Source organism: Orrella sp. JC864 (assembly GCF_037026685.1).
In the GTDB taxonomy this organism is placed as follows: Bacteria; Pseudomonadota; Gammaproteobacteria; order Burkholderiales; family Burkholderiaceae_B; genus Orrella.
Genome location: NZ_JBANET010000037.1, coordinates 1 through 15985 on the forward strand (window position 1 = coordinate 1; position 15985 = coordinate 15985).

General features: G+C 64.7%; 16 protein-coding genes. 7 read left to right on the forward strand and 9 right to left on the reverse strand.

Features of this window, described 5'->3' with window-relative positions; all coding sequences use genetic code 11:
• Nucleotides 1-11 precede the first annotated feature (11 nt).
• Nucleotides 12-404 carry a hypothetical protein gene (locus V8Z80_RS20315; protein ID WP_208090841.1) on the forward strand — a complete coding sequence of 131 codons (393 nt, stop codon included), beginning with the start codon at nt 12-14 and terminating at the stop codon, nt 402-404.
• Between the two features lie 168 nt (nt 405-572).
• Here the strand turns inward: V8Z80_RS20315 and V8Z80_RS20320 are convergent, their stop codons facing one another.
• The 5 genes from V8Z80_RS20320 to V8Z80_RS20340 all read right to left on the reverse strand — a co-directional run bounded on the left by V8Z80_RS20320 (nt 573) and on the right by V8Z80_RS20340 (nt 5201).
• Nucleotides 573-1265 (reverse strand): DNA-binding protein, encoded by a 693-nt coding sequence (locus V8Z80_RS20320; protein ID WP_336063275.1) that lies wholly within the window; start codon nt 1263-1265, stop codon nt 573-575.
• A gap of 886 nt (nt 1266-2151) precedes the next feature.
• The gene (locus tag V8Z80_RS20325; protein ID WP_336063276.1) at nt 2152-3261 is read right to left on the reverse strand and encodes a replication initiator protein A; all 1110 of its coding nucleotides are present in this window, start codon (nt 3259-3261) and stop codon (nt 2152-2154) included.
• Between the two features lie 40 nt (nt 3262-3301).
• Complete coding sequence (locus tag V8Z80_RS20330; protein WP_336063277.1) at nt 3302-3538, reverse strand: plasmid partition protein ParG; 237 nt, start codon at nt 3536-3538, stop codon at nt 3302-3304.
• A complete protein-coding gene (gene parA / locus V8Z80_RS20335) occupies nt 3535-4164 on the reverse strand; it encodes a ParA family partition ATPase (RefSeq protein ID WP_336063278.1) in 630 nt (209 codons plus the stop codon). The genes V8Z80_RS20330 and parA overlap by 4 nt, the downstream gene beginning before the upstream one ends.
• A 65-nt stretch (nt 4165-4229) precedes the next feature.
• Nucleotides 4230-5201, reverse strand: coding sequence for a recombinase family protein (locus V8Z80_RS20340; RefSeq protein WP_336063279.1), 972 nt, complete (start codon nt 5199-5201; stop codon nt 4230-4232).
• Nucleotides 5202-5602: 401 nt separating this feature from the next.
• Here V8Z80_RS20340 and V8Z80_RS20345 point away from each other — a divergent pair, with 401 nt between their 5' ends.
• From V8Z80_RS20345 to V8Z80_RS20355, 3 genes are read left to right on the forward strand one after another with little or no spacing between them, the layout of a single operon-like run.
• A complete protein-coding gene (locus tag V8Z80_RS20345) occupies nt 5603-6559 on the forward strand; it encodes a DNA cytosine methyltransferase (RefSeq protein WP_336063280.1) in 957 nt (318 codons plus the stop codon).
• Complete coding sequence (locus tag V8Z80_RS20350) at nt 6559-7422, forward strand: NgoMIV family type II restriction endonuclease (RefSeq protein ID WP_336063281.1); 864 nt, start codon at nt 6559-6561, stop codon at nt 7420-7422. The genes V8Z80_RS20345 and V8Z80_RS20350 overlap by 1 nt, the downstream gene beginning before the upstream one ends.
• Nucleotides 7423-7425: 3 nt before the next feature.
• Entirely contained in the window at nt 7426-7758 is a 333-nt protein-coding gene (locus V8Z80_RS20355) for a helix-turn-helix domain-containing protein (protein WP_336063283.1), read from the forward strand.
• A gap of 42 nt (nt 7759-7800) precedes the next feature.
• Here V8Z80_RS20355 and V8Z80_RS20360 read toward each other — a convergent pair whose 3' ends face one another.
• From V8Z80_RS20360 to traA, 4 genes are all read right to left on the reverse strand, one after another.
• A complete protein-coding gene (locus V8Z80_RS20360; protein ID WP_336063285.1) occupies nt 7801-8706 on the reverse strand; it encodes a S1C family serine protease in 906 nt (301 codons plus the stop codon).
• Nucleotides 8703-8921, reverse strand: a complete 219-nt coding sequence (locus tag V8Z80_RS20365; RefSeq protein ID WP_166479527.1) for a hypothetical protein — start codon at nt 8919-8921, stop codon at nt 8703-8705. The genes V8Z80_RS20360 and V8Z80_RS20365 overlap by 4 nt, the downstream gene beginning before the upstream one ends.
• Before the next feature lie 68 nt (nt 8922-8989).
• Nucleotides 8990-9373, reverse strand: a complete 384-nt coding sequence (locus tag V8Z80_RS20370) for a hypothetical protein (RefSeq protein ID WP_336063286.1) — start codon at nt 9371-9373, stop codon at nt 8990-8992.
• 17 nt (nt 9374-9390) lie between these two features.
• Nucleotides 9391-12753, reverse strand: a complete 3363-nt coding sequence (traA, locus tag V8Z80_RS20375) for a Ti-type conjugative transfer relaxase TraA (protein WP_336063287.1) — start codon at nt 12751-12753, stop codon at nt 9391-9393.
• A 192-nt stretch (nt 12754-12945) separates the two neighbouring features.
• On the opposite strand from traA, the gene V8Z80_RS20380 reads away from it, so the two are divergent.
• From V8Z80_RS20380 to V8Z80_RS20390, 3 genes are all read left to right on the forward strand, one after another.
• Nucleotides 12946-13197 carry a TraC family protein gene (locus V8Z80_RS20380; RefSeq protein ID WP_208090844.1) on the forward strand — a complete coding sequence of 84 codons (252 nt, stop codon included), beginning with the start codon at nt 12946-12948 and terminating at the stop codon, nt 13195-13197.
• Between the two features lie 22 nt (nt 13198-13219).
• A complete protein-coding gene (locus V8Z80_RS20385; protein ID WP_208090843.1) occupies nt 13220-13444 on the forward strand; it encodes a conjugal transfer protein TraD in 225 nt (74 codons plus the stop codon).
• Nucleotides 13445-13475: 31 nt separating this feature from the next.
• Nucleotides 13476-15985: type IV secretory system conjugative DNA transfer family protein (locus V8Z80_RS20390; protein ID WP_336063288.1), on the forward strand; the 2510-nt coding region annotated here is incomplete at its 3' end.

Below are 15985 nucleotides of genomic sequence, written 5' to 3' on the forward strand. Positions count from 1 at the left end.
AGGGGTGACGTATGGCGGCCATCATCGCGGCAGTTGTCGGCTTCATCTTCCTGGCGTGGTTCCTGCGCCGGCTGTTCCCTGCGCTGTTCGCTGCCGTGATCGTTGTGGCCGCTCCCGTCTGGCTGGTCGGCGGCCTGCTGCTCGATCTGCTGCGCCGGCCGCTGGCCTTCCTGCGGCCGCTCGGCCTCGGCCTGGCCCGCCTGGTCGGCTTCGTCCTGGTGCTGCCGCTGCTGCCCTTCATCTTCGCCTGGTCGTTCTTTGCGGAGCTGTGGCGGCAGTTCCGGCCGGTCAAGTCCAGCGCCCCGGCTCCGGCCGAGACCAAGACGCCGATACAGGCGGCGACACAACGCACTGCGGACGTGATCGACCTGTGCGCGTTCCGCCAACGGCGCAGCAAAGAGTAAAGCGGATTTGTGCGTTTGAGTTTTTGAGAAAATGAATTTAGCGGCTAAAGGGGCCGCCCCTCAAGTGTCAATATGGGCCGGAAAACGCGCAAGCGTTCCCGGCCTTTTCTTCGTCTGTTCCCTGCCCGTTCGCGCTGCGGCGGCTGATCTTGACACTTAAGGGGCCGATCACTCGCCGCTGCCGGGCTTCACCTCGGCCGCCGGCGGCGTGATGCGGGCCAGCAGCGCAGCCGATTGTTCCTTGAGCGTGTCGAGCTGCCCGGCCAGGCGGGCGGCTTCCTCGCGGGCCTGTGCGGCCGCCTTCGTGGCCTGGTCGGCGTCCTGGTGCGCCTTGTCTAGCTCCGTGCGCAGCTCGCCGGCGCGGCGCTCGATCTCCTCGGCGCGGGCCTCGGCGGTGTGCGCCTGCTCCTGGGCGGCGGCCAGTTGGCCGCGCAGCTCGTCGGCTTCGCCGCGTGCGGCCGCTTCGGCGGCCTCGATGGACGCCAGGCGGGATTGCAGTTCCTCGACCTGGGCGGCCAGGCGGTCGGCAAGCTCGGTGGCCTCGGCCCGGTCGGCTTCCAGGTCGGCGCGGGCCTTGTCTAGTGCCTCGCGCTCGGCGGCTAGGCGGTTGTTCGCCATTTCCAAGGCCACGGCCCACAAGTCGCTGCCCAGCTCGGCCAACTTCTCGGTGATCGCCTGGGGGGCCGGCTCGCGTAGCGGCGTGGCCTGGGCGGCCTGGCGGGCCTTCCACTCATTCAGCACTGGGCTGATAGTCGTATAGCTGCCGCCGGTGATCTGGCGGATGGCCTCAAGCGTTGGGCGCTGGCCCTCGGCGGCGATCTGGTCAGCGGCTGCAAGGATTTGCTCTTTGGTGACGGCCATCTGTAAAACCTCTGTAAGTTGTAATATGTTGTATGATACTACTACATACTACAATTTACAAGGCTACAACTCGCCAAGCCTTACACCGGCCGCCACCTGGTCGCGGATCGGCCCAGCTCCGGCCCCTGGGAACCCGCCCGAACATGCCGACCGCATAGAACGCCCACAGAGGCGTTTTCAGGGGTGGGGGTAGGCTGACCCCTTGGCTGACCCCTTCCGCGTCGTGTGGCGCGATTCTGGCGGCTCTTGCCCTGCTCCGGTGCGTAGACCGTTGCAGCGGCTCCCCGCCCCCTTCTTGGCGTTCAACCTTTACGGCCTTGCAGGCAGCGCAGTCGTTCAGGATGGGCGCAGGCGGTGGGCTTGCCTCGATCCTTTACTGACAAACCCTTAGCGGCCTTTCAGGCGGCGCAGGGGCTTGGCTTGGGCTGAGGGGGTGGAGCTGGCACCGTCGCGGCTTGCCGCGACCTGGTAAGAGTCACTGGCCGCAGGCCAGGCATTTTTGAGCGGCCACCGGCCGCGATAGGCCGACGCGAAGCGGCGGGGCGAAGGGAGCGAAGCGACCGGAGGGTAGGCGCGCCCGTAGGGCGCTTGCGGCGGTTCGATTTGGCCGAGACTTATGCACAAGCCAGGCGGGTTTTAAGAGTTTTAATATGTTTTAAAGAGTTTTAGCCGGGAAAAGTGCGATTTTTCGCTTATGAATCAATGGGTTACGAATGTGCCAGGTGTGTAATGTACGGGTTCCGGTGTGCAAAGTACGGAATCGGGTGGGTAATGTACGGGTTCCGGTGTGCAAAGTACGGGCTATCCACAGGTCAAAGGGTCGGAACCAGTCAAAGCGGGGTTTAGCTAAACTTTTGGCGGACTCGTGGCCCTCTCCCTCCGTACATTACACACCGGCAGGCGGTGGCAGCTCTGCATCGGCATGGTCGCGGTGGGTCATCACCAGCAGCGGGCCGCCCTGCCCGGCTTCCTCGCGCAGCTCGTACTCCGGCAAGTCGTTGGCCTGGATGATCTTGCGCAGCAGGCGGCAGAACTCTTTGAACGTGCCTGCGCTGCCGCTGCGGTCGTAGATCGTCTGGAAGGCCCACTTTGCGGCGCTCTTGCCCGCTGCGCGGCGAGCTAGGCGATAGATGAAACGGCCAATGCCTGGGTCTATCAGGAAGTAGTCGGGATGCACGGTCAGCACGTCCGGGTTCTTGCCCTCGGTGATCTCGCGGTACATCCAATCGGCCAGCTCGATCTCGATGTATTCGGGCTTGCCGCTCTCGCTCTTGATGACCTTGTAGCGGCTAATTAGGGCCTCGCCCTCGGATACCGTCACCGTGCGGCCGTTCTTGGCCTTCCTGGTGCGCTGAACCGCAACGTGCGTGGTGTTGAGCCGGATGCAGGTTTCCACCAGGTCATCTTTCTGTTTGCCGCCGTCCGCTCGTCGGCAGAACTTCAACACGTCCGCAACGTGCGGCCGGAACACGCGGCCAGGCTTCGCTCCCTTCCCTTCCCTGTAGCGGTTCATTGACTCTGTGAGGTGGGACACGGCCATTAACACCAAGTCGTAATCCCACACCGAAGCCATGCCGGCCGCGCCTGCCGACACGGTGACATGACCATCGGGCAGGGTATAGCGAATGACATCACCCGCTCGCCTGTCCTTCTTGGAAAGGCGAAACACGGCCACGTCCATGATGCTGCGGCTGTCTTTGGTGCCAACGTCATAGAGCGTCGGGACAAAGAAGTCCGGCTGTTCGTCTCCCCTCGGCGGCTTTCGGATGCTCGATGCGGGGGGGGCCGATTTAACGGAGCCGGAACCGCGCTCACGCTCGGCCCTAGCTTCTTCCTCGCGCAGTCTGGCGGCGGCTTGCTCCCAGGATTCACCCGGCCTGGCGGCCGCCTCGATGCGCCGCCGCTGGCTCTGCTCTCGCATCTGCTCGATGCGGCCTAGCAGGTCGTCGGTTATCAAGCTGCCGATCTGCTGCGGGCCGTTGTTGCGCTTGGTCATGTGCTCCCCTTTTAGCGGCTAAAGCATCGCAAATGCTCATTTACGATTGTCCGTATTTCTGCAAAAGCAGCTCGCGCACCTCGTCGGCGATCTTTGTGCCGCGCATTGCGCATTGCGCCTTGATCGAGCGGTGCAGGCTCTCCGGCACGTCGATGGTGAGGCGCTTCATCGGCTCCGGCCCCTCGGCCGGAACACGGCTTTCCACCCAGGCATCGGCCGCCACCGGCGCGGGCTTGGCGGTCGGCTTGGTGCCAATCGAAATCTTCTTCGTGCTCATCGTGCGAACTCCATCAGCTCGGCCGCTACGGCCTCAATCTCGGCCGCTGCCGGCCCTTCCTGGTCAATCTCATGAACGGCCAGCCCTTGCGCGGCCGCTTCGGCGAACACCACGCGCTGCGTGATGGCGGCCGCCAGCGCCGGCACCGGATAGGCCGCCAGCGCCTCGCCCACGTCGCGGCCGATTGCCGTATTTGCGATTTTGCGATTAACCACAAAAGCGGCTTTCAGGCCCTCTTTGTAGACGCGGGCCTCGTCGATCAGCTTCACCACTTCGTCAGCCGCCCAAATGTCGTAGGGCGAAGGCTGCACCGGGATCAGCACCACGTCGGCGGCCATGATGGCCGACCGTGCCAGGTCGGTAACTCGCGGGGGGCCGTCGATGATGATGTGGTCGTAGCCGTGGCCGATCTGGCCGATTTCCTTGTGGACGGTCGCCCTGGGCAGGCCCACCACGGAAAACAGCGGCTCGCCCTCGCGGGCTGCGGCCCAATCCAATGCGCTGCCCTGGGGGTCGGCGTCGATCAGCAGCACCCGCGCCCCGGTGCGGGCCAGGCTGGCCGCCAGGTTCACGCTAAGGGTGGTTTTGCCTACCCCGCCTTTCTGGTTCAAGAGTCCGATAATCATGTTTTCACCCTTTCCGCGTTTGCGTGATTGTTATTTTACGGAAAATCGTAAAACATGCAAGCGGTTCAGGGCTGGCCTTTTTCGGTTCGCCGCCGGGTCAGCTCGGCCCGCATCCAGGCGGAGGCCTCGGCCATGTCCTCGCGCAGCCCGGCCAGCTCGCCGGGGGTCAGCGCCCGCACCCGCCGGCGTTCCCGCTCCTGGTCGGCCAGCTCGCCGGGCCAGCTCGCCAGCTCGTCATCGGGCAGGGCCGCCAGGATTTGCGGCAGGCTCTGCGTTCGATACGGCGGCAGCGGCAGGTCATTCGCCGGGCCTTCGTCATCAAGGAATGCCGGTTCTTCCTTGCGTTCATCCTCGCCGGCCGCTGCCAGGGCATCCCCCTCGCTCAAAGCATCTTCGATGAACGCGCCGCGCCTGGCTGCGTCGGCTCGGCTCGTCGTTTCCTGGCTGCGTAGCGCCCGGTAAAGGGTGGCCCGATGCACGCCTAGCAGCTCTGCAACCTCGCCGGCTGTGCGCCCCTGGGCCAGCAGGTCGCGGGCGTGCTCGATCTTGCCGGCCGAAAGGGTAGGGCGGCGGCCGAATTGCACGCCGCGCCGCTTGGCCGCTTCGCGGCCGCTACGGGTGCGGTCGATGATTAGGGAACGCTCGAACTCGGCAATGCCGGCAAACACTGTTAGCACCATGCGGCCCGCCGGCGTCGTGGTATCTGCCCAGGGCTCGGCCAGGCTGCGCAAGCCCGCGCCGGCCGCCTGGATGCGCTCGGCTATGTCCAGCAAGTCGCGGGTGCTGCGGGCCAGCCTGTCCAGGCGCGTAACCGTCACCACGTCGCCGGCGCGCAGGTGGTCGAGCATCCGGGCCAGCTCCGGCCGCTTCGCGTGGGTGCCGGTGATCTTCTCGGCAAAGATGCGCGTGCAGCCGGCCGCGTGCAGCTCGTCGCGCTGATTCCTCAAGTCCTGGTCATCGGTCGATACCCTGGCGTAGCCGATCAGCAGCCGCCCGCTTTCCAGGTCGAGCGTGCCGGGGTCGTGTTTGTCTCTCATGGCGTCCCCATCATGTTGCAAATATCATCGCACATTGTAGAACATTTGCGACTGACTTTTGCAACGTCTCGCCGCCAGGGAAAACGGAGCGGGGTGGGGGCTGTCGCAAAACTTAGGACATGTGCAACAGAGACAGGAAAGTCTTTTTGGATACACAAGCGTGTATCCATGAGATACTGTCACACTATGTCGAGCAAAGACGTTGGCCTCCGTATCCGTGTTGAAAGGGAACTCCGCGAGGCGTTCCAAGGGGCCTGTCTGGCTGAAAATCGGAATGCCTCGGAAGTGCTGCGCGAGTTCATGCAGGCATTCGCCGACCGGCACCAAGGCGGCTTGCAACCGGATATGTTCGCGGCACCGGCAGCCAGAAAGCCACGTCGATCAACCAAGAGAAAAGCGATATGAGCCAATTCAATTCTTTGGAAATGTGCGCAGGGGCAGGGGGCCAGGCACTCGGCCTGGAAATGGCAGGCTTCGATCATGCTGCCCTGGTCGAACTGGAACCGGCGGCGTGTGCCACGCTGCGCCTGAACCGTCCCGCTTGGAACGTCATCGAGGACGATTTGCGCCGCTTCGATGGCCGCCCCTATCAAGGCATCGACCTGGTAGCTGGTGGCGTGCCATGCCCGCCGTTCTCCAAGGCAGGAAAGCAGCTCGGCGCGAAGGATGAGCGCGACTTGTTCCCCGAAGCTATCCGCCTGGTCGATGAGTGCCGCCCGCAAGCCGTGATGCTGGAAAACGTGCGCGGCCTGCTCGATGCCGTTTTTGACGACTACCGGAACAAGGTTGAAAAGCAGCTCAAGAAATTGGGCTATGTGCCTGGCTGGCGGCTGTTCAACGCCTCGGATTACGGCGTATCACAACTGCGCCCGCGCGTGGTGTTCGTCGGCATCCGCAAAGACCTGGCTAGCGGCTTCGCCTGGCCGGAACCGCTGCCAAACAACCCGCCGACCGTGGGCGAGCTGCTGCACGATCTCATGGCCGCGAATGGCTGGCGCGGCGCTGACCGCTGGCGCGAACAAGCAAATGCCATTGCGCCTACGCTGGTTGGTGGCTCCAAGAAACACGGCGGGCCTGACCTTGGGCCGACCCGCGCAAAACGCGCCTGGGCCGCCCTGGGCGTCGATGGCATGGGCCTGTGGGACGATGCCCCGCCCCGCGACTTTGTGGGTATGCCGCGCCTGACGCCGCGCATGACGGCCCGCATTCAAGGTTTCCCCGATGATTGGCAGTTCTCCGGCCGCAAGACAGCCGCCTATCGCCAGATCGGCAACGCCTTCCCGCCACCAGTGGCCGCCGCTGTGGCCCGGCAAATCTTCGCAGCACTGTCCGTCAAACGCATTTACAAGGTGGCGTGATGAGTGTTCCCGCCGAGTTCTCGGAAGCCCGCAAAGCATTCCATGCAAAGCTGTTGGAAACAACGCTGACTATCAACGGCGCTGGCGTGGTGAGCAACGCTGATAGCAGCAACACTACGAGCAAGGCGATTGCCAAGGGCATTGCCGATCTGCTCAAAGCTGAAACCATCGGCGAACGCATCGCGGGCCAGACTTCGGGCAACCAGTTTGAAAGTATCTGCGCGGCCTTCGTGCGGGAAACCTTCCTCAAGCTCGGCCACCTCCGGCCCGGCATTTGGGACGTGCATCAAGTCTCCGGCCGCAACCGCCTGGAAATTGCCCGTTATGAGCAATACGCGCACCTGGTCGCGCTCGACCGGGCCGCCAAGGCCGATGCCGAACTGGCGGCCGCCCTGGGCAGCGACTACACCATCACGCCGGATATTGTGGTGGTGCGCGACACCGAGGACGACAGCGCCATCAACGCCCCGGCGCTCCTGGTCGATGACAGTGTGACCACGCTTGCCAGCCTGCGGAAGAAAAACGGCGGCCTGCCGCTGCTGCACGCCAGCATTTCATGCAAATGGACGATTCGCAGCGACCGGGCGCAAAACGCCCGTTCCGAAGCGTTGAACCTGGTGCGTAACCGCAAGGGCCGTCTGCCTCATGTTGTGGTCGTCACGGCCGAACCGACACCAAGCCGCCTTGCCTCTATCGCCTTGGGAACCGGGGACATTGATTGCGTGTATCACTTCGCCCTGTATGAGCTGCAAGCCACGGTAGAAGCCTTGGGCATGACCGACGCGGCCGACATGCTGGCCGTGATGGTCGATGGCAAGCGCCTGAAGGACATTTCAGACCTGCCGCTTGACCTGGCAGTGTGAGCCATGACGGGCGGCCAGCGCGAACAGGACGAGGCCGAAGCCACGGCCGACCCGGCCTATATTCAGCACGCACGCGAAGTCGCGGCGCGGGCCATGATCGAAGGCAGCGGGAACGTCTACGCCGACCTTGGGCACGACAACGCCGACGAAATGCTGGTCAAGGCGCGGTGCGTGGCCCGGATCGCGGTTGCAATCGAGGCGCGGCAATGGTCGCACGAGCAAGTGGCCGACGCCCTGGGCCTGCCGTCGGCCGAGCTGACCGAGCTGCTGGCCGGCCGGTTCCGGGCGTATTCTGTCGATGACCTGGAACGCCTCGCGTCGAGAATCGAAAAATGACAAGGGCGGCCACTGGCCGCCCTTGTCGTTCCTGGTGCAACTCTACCGGCTGCGCTCGATCAGCTCGCGGGCAACTGCCAAGGCGGTGCCGATCGGCACGGCTTGGGTAAAGGCGGCATCGGAATGACTGACCACGCCGACCGCCTCACCTCTCGCGTTGACGACAAGCCCGCCGGAATTGCCGCCCGTAACGGGCGCGTCGATCTGTAGTGCTTCATCAGCGGAGAACCTGGCGCTTGCGGCATACCGGCTCACAATGCCCGCGCTCACGCTGAATCCACGGCCGCTAGGTGCGCCAATCGTCAATACCGGCTGGCCTTGAATTGGCATGGTTCCGGTCTTGATCGGCTGGCCGGGTTCGCTGACGCGCAACACGCCCACGTCGCGCCGTAGGTCAAGGCCGATCACCTCGGCATCCAGCCAGCGCCCGGCGGCTGTCTGCACGCGATAGCCGCTCTTGCCGTCGATGACGTGGGCGGCGGTAAGGACATACCGGCCATCTGCGATAAACGCGCCGCTGCCGATGGTCTGCCAGTGGCGCGGCTCCTGGTCGCGGCTTTTCAGCCAGAAGCGGACAGCGCCAAGGGCGGCCGTCGCCAGGTTGGATTGAACGCCAGGAACAAGCCAGACGCGGCTTTCATCGTCCGGCCTGGTGACAACGGGCAGGGCGGCAATGTTCACGGCAGACGGCATGACTTCGGGGATGATGCGCGGCCAGTCTGCGGCATCAGGCACGCCGTCGCCTGGGCCGCGCAAGGCGGCGGCGGTGATGCCTTCCGCAATGCTCCGGCTCCGGGCTGAATAGGCGTCGTTGTCATGTTCGGCGAAGCGGTAAAGGGCGTTTGCGTTCGCCTCGGTCGTGGCGACGGTGTAGCCCGCCACGGTCAAGGATGCGCCCGCCAGGATGTAGGCCGCCAGGGCGGCGCGTCGCCAGGTCTGCGCTTTCATCGTGCGCCCTCCTGGTCGGCGGGCGGCTGGATGGTGCCGTCCATGATGGCATCGCGCACGGCCACGTCGCCGGCATTGAGCCATCCGGCGTGCGTCCGGTATGCGTGCCAGAACACGACGCCGGTGCCGATCAGGACGGCCAGCGAAAGGGCAAAGGTAATCCGATATTTCGTTAGCTCGCGGCGGGTGCCGCCGGTAACATTGGAAGTAGCCATGTTCACCTCTCTGTCAGGTGGTCGTGGTCAGGTGTCCAGGTCCGGTTGCCGCCGGCCTGGGCACCGCTTTAGCGGCTAAAGCTGCGGGACTGCTCCCGGTCGCGGGCCGCTTTCTCCTTGAACCGTTCCGCGATCTCGCGGGCGCGGGCCTCTTTCACCTGGTCGCCCTTCTCGTTGTCCCGGTTCAATTCCTTTGCCAGCATCCTTGCTTGCTGTCCGTTGATCTCGTCCAGCTCGACTTTCTGGCCTGCGTCCAGCTCGACGCCCTGGGCCTGTTGCTTGCCGGCCGGCTGTTCGGCCTCGATGCCCTGGGATGCCAGCTCGGCCGCTTTGCCGTGACGTTCTAGCCGCTCCTGGTCTTTCGCCTCGCGCCGCTGCTGCGCCTGCTCGATCTGCTTGGCGTAGCTTTGGGCCAGCTCGTCGTTTGTCGGCTCTGTGCGTTCTTCGCTCATCGTCTTTCCTCCTGTCGTCAATACCCGCGTCCGCTATCGCGGCCGCGCTCCTGCTCGCGCTGCCGCTGCCGGCTGCGCGTGATCTCCTGCGGGTTGCGTGCATACCTGTCGGCAAGCTCGCGCTGCATCTTGTCCAGCTCGACGGCCTGGCGCTCCTTGGGCATTGCGTTGAACCGCTCGATGCGTTCGCGCAGCTCGGCCGGCAGCTCGCGCCAGGCGCTCGGGTTGCGGTCGGTGTAGCCTGCAAAGCCCGCCTGCCGCTTCACGGCCAGCGCCTTGAACTGTCCGACTTCCTGGCGTGCGGCCAGCTCGGCCCGTTTGCGGTCTTGCTCGCTGACCTGGACGGCCGCCGGGCGCTCCGGCTCGGCCTTGGCCTGGGACGGCTGCGACAGGCCAGCAAAGGCCCGGCGCTGGCCTTCCTGCATGATTGCTGCGGCGTGGTGCCGTGGATCTTTCCCGGCCGCCTGAAACTCCTGTGCCACGGCAAGCTGCGCACGGGCCACGTCTAGGGCCAGGCCGCCGCCAGCCGCCTCGGCACGCTCGACACTGGCCCGGAATCCGGCCAGGGCGTCGGGGGCCTGCTGCTCGGCTTGCGGGCGTGGCTGCGAGGCGGCCAGCTCGCCGCGCTCCTGGGCCACCTTCTGGCGGAACCGCTCGGCGATTTCCCGCGCCTTGCGTGCTTTCTCGTCCTCTGGCGTGCTCTCGACCTGCTGCTGCGGCATGGCTGGCTTGCCGGCAATGTCGGTGGCCGGGATGAGGTCGGGACGGCCGTGGCGTTCCAAGCCTCGGCGCAGGGCATCGCGCATCCGGCCCGCCAGGTGGGCCACCTTGGCCCGGCCGCGCTCGACCCAGCGCCGCAACACGCTTTCGCCGTCGAAGCCGCGCTGTTCTGCGAAGTCTGGCAGATAGTCCAGCGTGCTTTCCTTCGGCCGCTGTCGGCCCATCACCTGGGCCAACTTGCCGGCGGCCAGTTCCTCGGCAGTCTGCACGTGCCAGGTGTTGCGCTCCACCATCCGCCCATCGGGCAGGCGCACGGTTTCAGAGCCGCCATGTTCCAGGCCGATACGGTCGCCTCGCTTCGCCCCGCTGGCCGCAATGGCGCGTTCAAGATCGACGCCCCAAATGGTGTGCCGTTCGCCCTTGTCGTTCTCCAGCGTTGCGAAGTAGGACAGGCCGTTTTTCGGGTCGTGCTCGTAGGGCGCTGCGCCGTGATCGACCAGGCGGCCCGCCCGGCGGTCGGTGAAGTCATCAGCGCCGGCAAACAGGGTCACGGCTTCGCGGTGGCGGGTCATGCCAACATAGGCCAGGCTGCGATCCATGCCGGGGGTCGCCAGCAGATAGGCGCGATCCACGGTCACGCCCTGGGCCTTGTGGATCGTGACGGCGTAGCCGTGATCGACGGCCGCATATTGCGCGGCCTGGAACCGGCGGGCTTCGCCGCTGTCCAGGCGCACGGCCAGGCTTCCATCTTCCGAATGCTCGACGGTGCCAAGAGTGCCGTTCTTCACGCCAAGGTCGCGGTCGTTTTTCAGGAACACGATGCGGTCGCCTGGGGCAAATTCCCGGCCGCCGCGCTCGGTCATAAAGCGGGCCGTGCCGCGCAGCTCGCCGCGTTCTTTGCGGGCCTGGCGCACGGCTTCATTGAGCGCCTGCACGTCCTTATTGCTGTGCGCAAGGATGATCTGGCTACCCTTGCCCTGGTCGCCCACATACGCGGCCGCCAGGGCCTCGCGTGCGGCCTCGCGGCTGTCGTGAATCTGCACATGCCCGCGCTCGGCATATGCGGCAAGGCCATCGGCAACGGAGCCGCGTGCAAGCTCCTGTCCGGCGGCCCGCGCCCATGCTTCTTTCTGGCGTCGAACCTCTGTGATTTCCGCCGCGCCGACATGCTGCACAACGCCCCGGAATGCTGCACCGGCTTCGATAGCGGCAAGCTGCTTGTCGTCGCCCAGCAGGACGACTTTTGCCCCGGCCTGCTCGGCGGCTTTCAGCACGCGGCCAAGCTGGCGGCTGCCGATCATGCCCGCTTCGTCGATCACCAGAACATCGCGGGAAGTGAGTTTGTCCTTTCCGTTCTTCCAGGCATATTCCAGGCTCGCCAGGGTGCGGCTTTCGATGCCGCTGCCGGCTTGCAATTCGTCGGCTGCCTTGCCGGCCAGGGCCGCGCCGCGCACGTTGTAGCCGGCCGCCTCCCACGCCTCACGGGCAACCTTCATGCTGAACGATTTGCCGGTACCGGCGTCACCGATCACCACGGCCAAACTGCCGGCCTGCGTGACGTGGCGCACGGCGTTTTTCTGCTCGTCCGAAAGGGTGCCGACTCCATCAATGGCGGCATTCACGATGGCCGTGGAAACGCCATGCTTGCCGCTGCTCGCCAGGCGCTCGGCGCTATCGACCATTGCCCGCTCGGTGTCGATCATTTCGCGGGTGGAGAACTTGGCCGGATGGCGGCCTATGGCCGGCTCCAATTCGATCAGGTGCGGCGAGTTTTCCAGCTTCGCTAGAAGCGCCTGGAACTGCTCGGCGTCATCAATGTAGCGGTTCAGCTCGGCGGCAATCTCCCGGCGGCTGAAAACCGCCTGGGTGGCCGTGATTTTGTCTAGGATGATTTCGGGCCGCTCGGTAATCTGGCGGGCTTGTTCCTGCCGGTCTGCGTTGTGCAGGTCGATGCGCTCCACGCCTTCCAGGCCGCGCCGCTGCATCGCCACAGCATCGGTGCCAATGTGACGGGTCGGGGTTAACTCGATGCCCTGGTCGGCATAGCTGCGGTGATCGACGCGGGCGCTAATGCCGGCCCGCTCCAAAGCCTCGTTTGTCAGCTCAGCCCACTCGCGGCGAATGTCGGTAATGTCGCCCTGGCTGGTGCCAGGAATGCCCGCCTTCTGCCTGTCCTTGTTCGCCAGCTCGATAACAGCCTTAGCGCCTAGCGTCCCATCCGCGCCAATGGTGCGCGTGGTCGCCAGCATATGAACGTGAAAATTCCGGTCGTCGCCTTCCCTGTCCGGGGCGTGGATGCAGACATCCACGGCAACGCCGTAGCGGTCGGCGATAGCCTGCCCCATGCGCGTTGCCAGCTCGCGCCGGTCGGCTTCGTTCAGCTCGTGCGGCAGGGCCGCCCGCCACTCGCGGGCCACTCGCGCATCTTTGCGCTTCTCGGCGGCTTCGGCGGCATTCCACAAGGCGCCGCGCTCGGGAACCGGCACGCCTGCGGGCGTGACGATCTCGGCCGACAGGACGCCGCCTTTCCGGGTGAAGTCGAACACTTCCCCGGTGCGCTCATCTACCAGCTTCGACGCAGACCGATAGGCGGCAGCAGCCACGGCGCTATGCCCGGCTGCCCTCCCTATCGTGTGCGTGTTCAGATGGTAGATGGCCATTTCTTCCCTTGGCGTTTTAGCCGCTAAAAAGGGGTGCCGGGGTATCCCCGGCCGCATGAGGGTTGCGCAGCAACCCGTAAGTGCGCATTTCGCTTCGCTCCATGACTATACCACCGCCGCGCCTTCCCTACCAGTGGTGCAACTGGTAAGATCATGGGTGCAATTCCGACCACAAACATAGGAGCGCGTACGATGGCACGTAAGACACTCGCAGAACGCAAAGCGGCAAAGGTCGCGGAGCTTCAAAAGATCAAGGCCGAGCTGGCCGAGCTAGAAGCAAAGTCGGCTGAAAGGATCGGCAAGATTGCCTTGGCTGCGGGCCTTGTTGATCTCGACCTGGACGACGACACGCTGAGAAAGGAGTTCGAGGCCATCGCCTCGAAGTTTCGCGGCCAGGAAAGCAAGCAAGCTGCATCGCCTTCGGCAGCGCCTGGCGCGGTCTGAGCGCGAGCTAGGAAGGTTTCGGATGAACGCCAGGAGAGAGGACGCACGGCGCAAGATTCAGCTTGGCGGCTTGGTCGTCAAAGCGGGGATGGCCGACTACCCGGCGGCGGTCGTGCTAGGGGCGCTGACGCTTGCTGCGAACGCGCTAAACGGGCCTAGTGCCGAAGCTGCCTTACAGCGTTTTCGTGAGGCCGGAGACAGGGCTTTTTCTGACGATAACGGAGCGGATGGCGGCAACCATCTGTAGCCGTATTTTTGCCTGACAGAGAGGTGAAATCATGGATTTGAGAGACATACTTGAACGGCTTTTGGCCGCTATTCTTGCCCTGTTTTTTGGGGCCTGGTGCGTGTCGATGGCTCCCGCCCACGCGAACATTTTTCCGGCTTGCGACCCAGCGACGGAAGGCGGTCGCTTCTTCGGTGACGCCGATGCTGACGCCTGGGTGGCGCGGGTCTGCGACGCGCAGAACTCCACTTATCAGACGTGGCAAGAACGCCTGCAAACGCTCGACCTAGGGCAGCAAGATTTGTCGATGGCAACCAATGCCGGCGATTGGCAAAGCTACCGGGAGAAGTGGGCCGAGCTTCTGCCGATCTTGAAAGAGATGGAAACGGCCGCAATGGCGAACCGAACCGCCACCGGCGCGGCACCGATTGTCAGTTTGTACCGCTCCGATCTTGCGTACTTCCTACAGAATGCCGGCCTTGGCACTGCGAACAGCTTGGAGGCGTTCAGCGAGCGCGTGATTGCCGGTCTTGACGGCGAGCGCCCGGCGGCTGCGGCTACGGCCGGGGTCAATGTAGTTCAGCAGTCGGTGACGCGGGGCGTCGAGTTCGTGCGCGGCCTGGCGGCCGTGGAGACGGACAAGGTTCTTGCAGAGTATCGGGCGAACACGGACGCCCGCATTGCGGAGCGAAACGAACAGCTCCAGGGAACCACCCTGAGCGGCTATTTCGGCGGCTTTGGTCGCCGCATCAGTGAGGTGAGCGCGGGCTGGCTGTTCATGCTCGTAACGGTGTGCTTCGGCGGCGCGTGGCTGGCCCATCGTCGCAAGCAAAACCCGGTGACAGTCGGCGTAGCTGTCGGGCTGGCTTACCTGGTTCCATCGGTCGGTATGGTGCTTCTGTTCGTGTTCCTGCCGTTCATTCCGGGATGGTTCGTCCTGGCTGCCACCGTAGCCGGAACGGTCGCCACTTATCTCAATGCCGGCAAGGTTTTCGCCTGGCTCGCGTCGGGGGTTGGCTATGATTCCCCGACTGGCCGGCGGCTGCGCGTGATTGGGGCCACTATCGACAATCTGCGCGGTACGCCTTCTGCCGCGCCGGCCGTGGCCGGCATAGCGCCGATAGCGGAGCTGGCCGAAGAAGCGAAAACGAACACGCACGGCTCCGCCCGCTGGGGCACGGTCGAGGAAATGCGCCAGGGCGGCCACCTAGTCGCGCCAGGAAAACCGGCCGGCTTCGCCTTGGGTCGTGTGCCGGCTGCGCCGGCTGGCCTGGATGCCCGTTTCCGCTTTACCGGCCACGTGGTGACGGTCGCGCCTACCGGCTCCGGTAAGGGCATCGGCGCGGTGATTCCGAACCTCCTGGACTATCCCGGCTCGGCCCTGGTGCTCGACGTGAAGGGCGAAAACGCGGCCGTGACGGCTCGCGCCCGCCGGGCGCTCGGCCAGGCGGTCTATTCGGTCGATCCGTTCGCGGTGAATGGCGACGGCGGCGCGGCCTTCAACGTGCTGGACCGGCTCGACGTGTGGAACCCGGATTGCGTGAGTGAATCGGCCATCCTGGCCGACGCCCTGGTGATCGCTGAAAGCAAGGGCGACGGCGTACATTTCGATGAGTCGGCCAAGAACTTCTTGCAGGGCCTTATGCTCTACGTCGCCGGCCTCGATGACGTGGAACGCCGGAACCTGGGCGAACTGCGGCGGCTGCTGACGGCGGGGGAAGCGGAATTTTTCGACGTGTTGGGCGCAATGGCGGCCGACGATACGGCGGCCTTTGGCATCCCGGCCAGGGCGGCAAATACGCTAATGGGAATGGCCGACAAAGAGCGTGGTTCCGTGCTTTCGACGGCCCGCCGGAATACGGCATTTCTCGATGACCCGCGCATTGCGGCCGCGCTGTCGCGCTCGGACTTCGACCTGTCGGAAATCAAGGCCACGGCCATGACGGTTTACCTTGTCATGCCGGCAAACCGCATCGGCCCGAATGCCCGCTTCCTGCGCCTGTTCATCAGCTCTGTGATTGCGTCGATCACGTCGAGCAATGTGCAGCCGGCACACCGGGTCGCGTTCCTGCTCGATGAGTTCGGCCAGCTCGGCTACATGAAGCAGATCGAGGACGCTGTTTCGCTGCTGCGCGGCTACGGCCTGGCTTTCTGGGTGTTCATTCAAGACCTGTCGCAGCTCAAGGGCACCTATCCGAAGTGGCAAACCTTCCTAGCGAACAGCGCCAAGTCCTTCTACGGGACGGATGACTACGACACGGCCAAGTACATCAGCGACAGCCTAGGCAAGGCCACGATTGAGTTTGAGACCGAGAACAGCGGCCAGAACAGCGGCACCGGCCTATCGGGCGGCGGCGGCTCGATGAACCGGGGCAAGAGTACCGGCACAAGCCAGCAATTCACCGGGCGCGAGCTGCTGACGCCTGACGAGGTGATGCGCCTGGGGCCTGAAAAGCCGATTGTCCTAGTGCGTGGCGAACGGCCGTACCTGCTCGGCCGGCTGAACTACCTGGCCGATCCCGAGTACGCCGGGCTGTTCGATGCGAACCCCTACCATAGCTA